Origin of the sequence: Lactonifactor longoviformis DSM 17459, from assembly GCF_900129135.1 — a bacterium.
Lineage (GTDB): Bacteria > Bacillota > Clostridia > Lachnospirales > Lachnospiraceae > Lactonifactor > Lactonifactor longoviformis.
On sequence record NZ_FQVI01000065.1, the window covers coordinates 1 to 3921 of the forward strand.

General features: G+C 41.4%; 7 protein-coding genes. All 7 read left to right on the top strand.

What is annotated here, in order from left to right; translation table 11 throughout:
* The first annotated feature begins 221 nt into the window (after nucleotides 1-221).
* The 7 genes from BUA56_RS22360 to BUA56_RS23130 all read left to right on the top strand — a co-directional run bounded on the left by BUA56_RS22360 (nucleotide 222) and on the right by BUA56_RS23130 (nucleotide 3389).
* On the top strand, nucleotides 222-449 hold the full coding sequence (locus BUA56_RS22360) for a helix-turn-helix domain-containing protein (protein ID WP_072854959.1): 228 nt from the start codon (nucleotides 222-224) through the stop codon (nucleotides 447-449).
* A 59-nt stretch (nucleotides 450-508) separates the two neighbouring features.
* Nucleotides 509-766: a type II toxin-antitoxin system RelE family toxin gene (locus tag BUA56_RS22365; protein WP_072854960.1), complete on the top strand. Its 258-nt coding sequence runs from the start codon at nucleotides 509-511 to the stop codon at nucleotides 764-766.
* A 32-nt stretch (nucleotides 767-798) separates the two neighbouring features.
* Nucleotides 799-1011: a hypothetical protein gene (locus BUA56_RS22370; protein WP_072854961.1), complete on the top strand. Its 213-nt coding sequence runs from the start codon at nucleotides 799-801 to the stop codon at nucleotides 1009-1011.
* Nucleotides 1012-1835: 824 nt separating this feature from the next.
* Nucleotides 1836-2435 (top strand): hypothetical protein, encoded by a 600-nt coding sequence (locus tag BUA56_RS22375; RefSeq protein ID WP_072854962.1) that lies wholly within the window; start codon nucleotides 1836-1838, stop codon nucleotides 2433-2435.
* A 302-nt stretch (nucleotides 2436-2737) separates the two neighbouring features.
* Nucleotides 2738-3004, top strand: a complete 267-nt coding sequence (locus BUA56_RS22380) for a hypothetical protein (RefSeq protein WP_072854963.1) — start codon at nucleotides 2738-2740, stop codon at nucleotides 3002-3004.
* Nucleotides 3001-3219: a hypothetical protein gene (locus tag BUA56_RS22385; RefSeq protein WP_072854964.1), complete on the top strand. Its 219-nt coding sequence runs from the start codon at nucleotides 3001-3003 to the stop codon at nucleotides 3217-3219. The genes BUA56_RS22380 and BUA56_RS22385 overlap by 4 nt, the downstream gene beginning before the upstream one ends.
* A gap of 5 nt (nucleotides 3220-3224) precedes the next feature.
* Nucleotides 3225-3389, top strand: a complete 165-nt coding sequence (locus BUA56_RS23130; protein ID WP_158641035.1) for a hypothetical protein — start codon at nucleotides 3225-3227, stop codon at nucleotides 3387-3389.
* Nucleotides 3390-3921 lie beyond the last annotated feature (532 nt).

The window sequence follows — 3921 nt, forward strand, 5'->3', positions numbered from 1 at the left end:
GTATACCCACTGTTAATTATTTCATCGACTAATTTCTGCATATTCATTTTAGCTTCCCCCTTTCTTTATCTTGATTACATTGTACACTAAAAATAGTGCAAATGCAATTGACAAATGCACTAAAAATAGTGTATTTTAAAACGCTGGTTTTATGCAGGTTTCACTAAAAATAGTGTTGACAATTAAAAGCGTGAATGCTAATATATAATTGAGGTGATACTATGTTAAAATTTAAAGTTGATATTATAGATTTGCTTAGGGAAAATGGCTATAATCCCGGTAGGATAAGGAAGGAAAAACTAATAGGTGAAAAGACTATGCAAGATATGAAAGCTGGGGTTGTGCCAGGTACAAAGACTATTGATACTTTGTGTAAAATTTTAGAAATGCAGCCGGGGAATCTTCTTAAATATGTGGATGAAGAAAGCACTAACAATAGTGAAAAATAGATTGACAAAGCACTAAATATAGTGTATAATGAAGGTATCAAAAGAAAGGAGATACCGGGATGCAGATAGAGTATAGCAAGGCGGCGGCAAAGGCCATAAAAGCCATGGATAAACCCACAAAGCAACGCATCAAAGCAGGTATAGAGGGACTAACAGAGAAACCGCCAAAGGGAGATATCAAAGTGATGCAAGGCTACACTGACGGCCGCCAGCGCCTGAGGGTGGGGAAATATAGAGTGATATACCAATATCGTAAAAACGACGTCGAGATACTACATATCATGGACATAGGGAGCCGAGGGGATATCTATAAATGATATCTCTGGGATAGGAAAGGAGTGTATATAAGATGAGCGGAGCAGTAAAAGAGGCAACAAAGTTACTTGAGATATTGCCAGAGCAGGATCAGGACTTTGCGCTTGAGTTTATAAAAAAATTAGTCCTTGCCTGGGATCCGGATTTTACAAAGGTAACGCCGGAGGAAGCGGCAAGGCTGAGAGAGGCAGAAAATGATATAAAACATCATAGGACCGTATCCCATGATGATATTGATTGGGATTGATTTGTTTGGGCTTATTGATATAGAATGATGATAAAATTTGATTTACTGGGGCTTGCAGATGTAGGCCCTTTTTTGTGTTCGTATCTATAAAATTGCGTAACCATATGATACAGTTAGCAGTTCCGTAACTGTACAAATAGCTGTTGTAAGTGTATCAAAAACTAGTTCAAAACTAGTTCACGAGTATTTTTGAGGGTAAGATGTATTTAAGTAAATGCTTCCTTTCTTATTCCAAACCCTACGAAATAGCGTCCGTAAGTGTATCATTGATACAGTTACAAGCCTGTTTGTACAGTTTCAAAATACTAAACTGTACATGTCTAGATTCAGTGTTTATGCTGGCTTAAGGGGTATTTTATTATAAATGATACACTTGTACTAAATAATAATTTATAGGTATACACATGTGCGCGTACGCGTGCGCACGTATACCCTACATTCAAAAAACTAGTACAACCGTATCAGCTTGTAAATATCAGGCTGTAGGTTATGGCTATACCTGTAAGTACTGGCTCCAGTAAATGCACCAGCCACCAGAGCAGTGATGCAGGGGATTGTTCTTTCTGGTGGGGGTTTTTCTGCCAGGAAATTTCCTCTTGCATTTTTGGGGATACAGATATATAATACAGTCAAGTAATTTAGATATATCTAACCCGGTAAGTTGCGGGTGGTTTAATACATTAAATCCGTATACATGAGCCGGAGACACAATTCAATAAATTAAATCCGCCAAGATCCCGGCGGTGTGAGAATGAGTTCGGGAGACTCCAGTTAATAGCTGGGGTCTCTTTTTGGTTTATGGAGATATATGGGGAGGTGAGAAGGTGGACAGAAAAGACGTTAGGGCAGCAGGAGAAGAGATTGTGAAATCCAGAGGTAAAGGAAGCAGGACCGGCAAGGATGGAAACGGTTCACCCATTATAGGTGGCAATGGTGTGGCCCCTATGAACAAAGACGAAAACGCGTTATTTTGCCAGTATGCTCTGGATATGTTTCATTCGCCGACTGTAGACTTAGGGGATTCAGATGCTGTAGCAGATGCTATAGATGGATACTTCGGGTACTGCATTGAGAGGGGGCTTAGACCTGGCAATCTCGGTTTATATGCTGCTTTGGGGCTATCCAAGCAAGAGGTGAGCAATGAGATGCGAGGTATGACGCATAAGTTAAGCTCATCGTGTCTTGACCTCCTTAAAAAAGCTAAGCAAGCTCTGGCAACATATCGGGAGCTTTTGGGGAGTCAGGGTAAGCTGAATCCAGTCACCTTGATATTCTGGCAAAAGAACTATGACGGCCTGAAGGATGTGCAGGACATCACCATAACACCCAATGCTAGTATGCAGCAGGAGCATACACCCGAGGAAATCGAGGCCAAAGTACTTGATGACATCCCCATTGACGATGACAATATAGACACAATTTAACAATATTATCTGATAATATGCAGGACAATACATTAACTATACAAGATGCATAAATATAAAAATTAAATATGTGCATGATGTATAGTAATCTATTCCGAAAACAAGCGTTTAGCGAATAGATTATACAATACATATAATTGCTATACAATTTGATGTGGACCTACCCCGGGGGTCTGTGGGATGTATGGACGTGGCCTACTTACCCCACTTACCATGCCGAAAAATAAAAAAGGCCTTCAATAATGGGACTAAAATTTCCCCAAAAAAAGCAAAAAGACCACACTTGATCGGAGGTGATATCCATGACAGAAAAAGAATATGAATCCCATAAAAGTATCGTCAATAGATATGAGGCTGCAAAATCTGAGTGCAACTCATTGATTTTAGAAAAAGAGAAAATCCAAAGTGACAGGTTCGGCGTGATTCTTGGCGGATATTCTACCACAGATAGTCCCAGAAAATTTGATTACCGTAAAAACCTACAGCAAATGCTTCTAAATTTTTGTGACAGCCAGATTGAGTTAGCCAAGGCCGCCATGGATGAGCTGCAGTGGGAGGTACAGAAGTGAAGCAAGGAGAGGTAATATCGTCTATAAAAGTAATTAGAGAGGAACTGTTAACCCATAAAGATTTATACGCCGGATTTCTCGCCAGTATTGAATCGGCCCTGCATGAAGCGCGGCCATATACCTCAGAGCATGAAGATACCGAAAGCTGCCTGCAAGGTACTTCGGCACATGGCTTGGCCATGAGTATTTTAGATAGGATTATTGGGGAGGAGTAGTTAAAATGTATGTATTTGGAAATATCGTAGCTACTGTGGACCTTCTGTTGCTATTTCTTTTCTCTGGTGTAGGAATTCTTTCCAGGCCGCATGAAAAAGAGCTGAAGCTGGCCTGTGGATTTATTTCCAGCATCGCTCTGGTGAATTTGTTGTCTATTGTCTGCAGGTGATGGGTTGCGTTTGTGTGTTACGTCTAAATCGGCGACACAGCTGTTGCCTATAGTGATCTGAAGAAGCTGCAGGGGCATGCGGTCGAATGAGTGTCTATTCTGATAATCATAAGTGCTGCGGAGTGCCCCGGATAGTATATACCCTGCGGCGGTATGAGTGTCTATTGTATAGCGGTGAACCACTCAATCTGGGAAGCAAGCTAATCTGGTGAAAGCATTGGACTGTCCAAAGAGGCAGGGTCGGAACCTGCGCTTCCCATTTGCTGGTGGCCTGCATTACTATATGTGAGTTGTTGGCATAATTCCCTTTGTTGCGGCTGGCGGGAGTCTGCAGGTTCTGGTAATAGTCTGGAATCCCCCAATATAAAACCAGAACATAATTTATCATTTGGAGTTACAGTTTATGGCGTCCCGGGATCTGACAAGGCGGCGTAAGCTCTGTTACATTACTGCTTATGGCGGCTGGAGGGCCCGACGATGCTTGCGGAGCTCCGAGGAACCATTAATTAATATCCCTTAATAATTCCCTTTT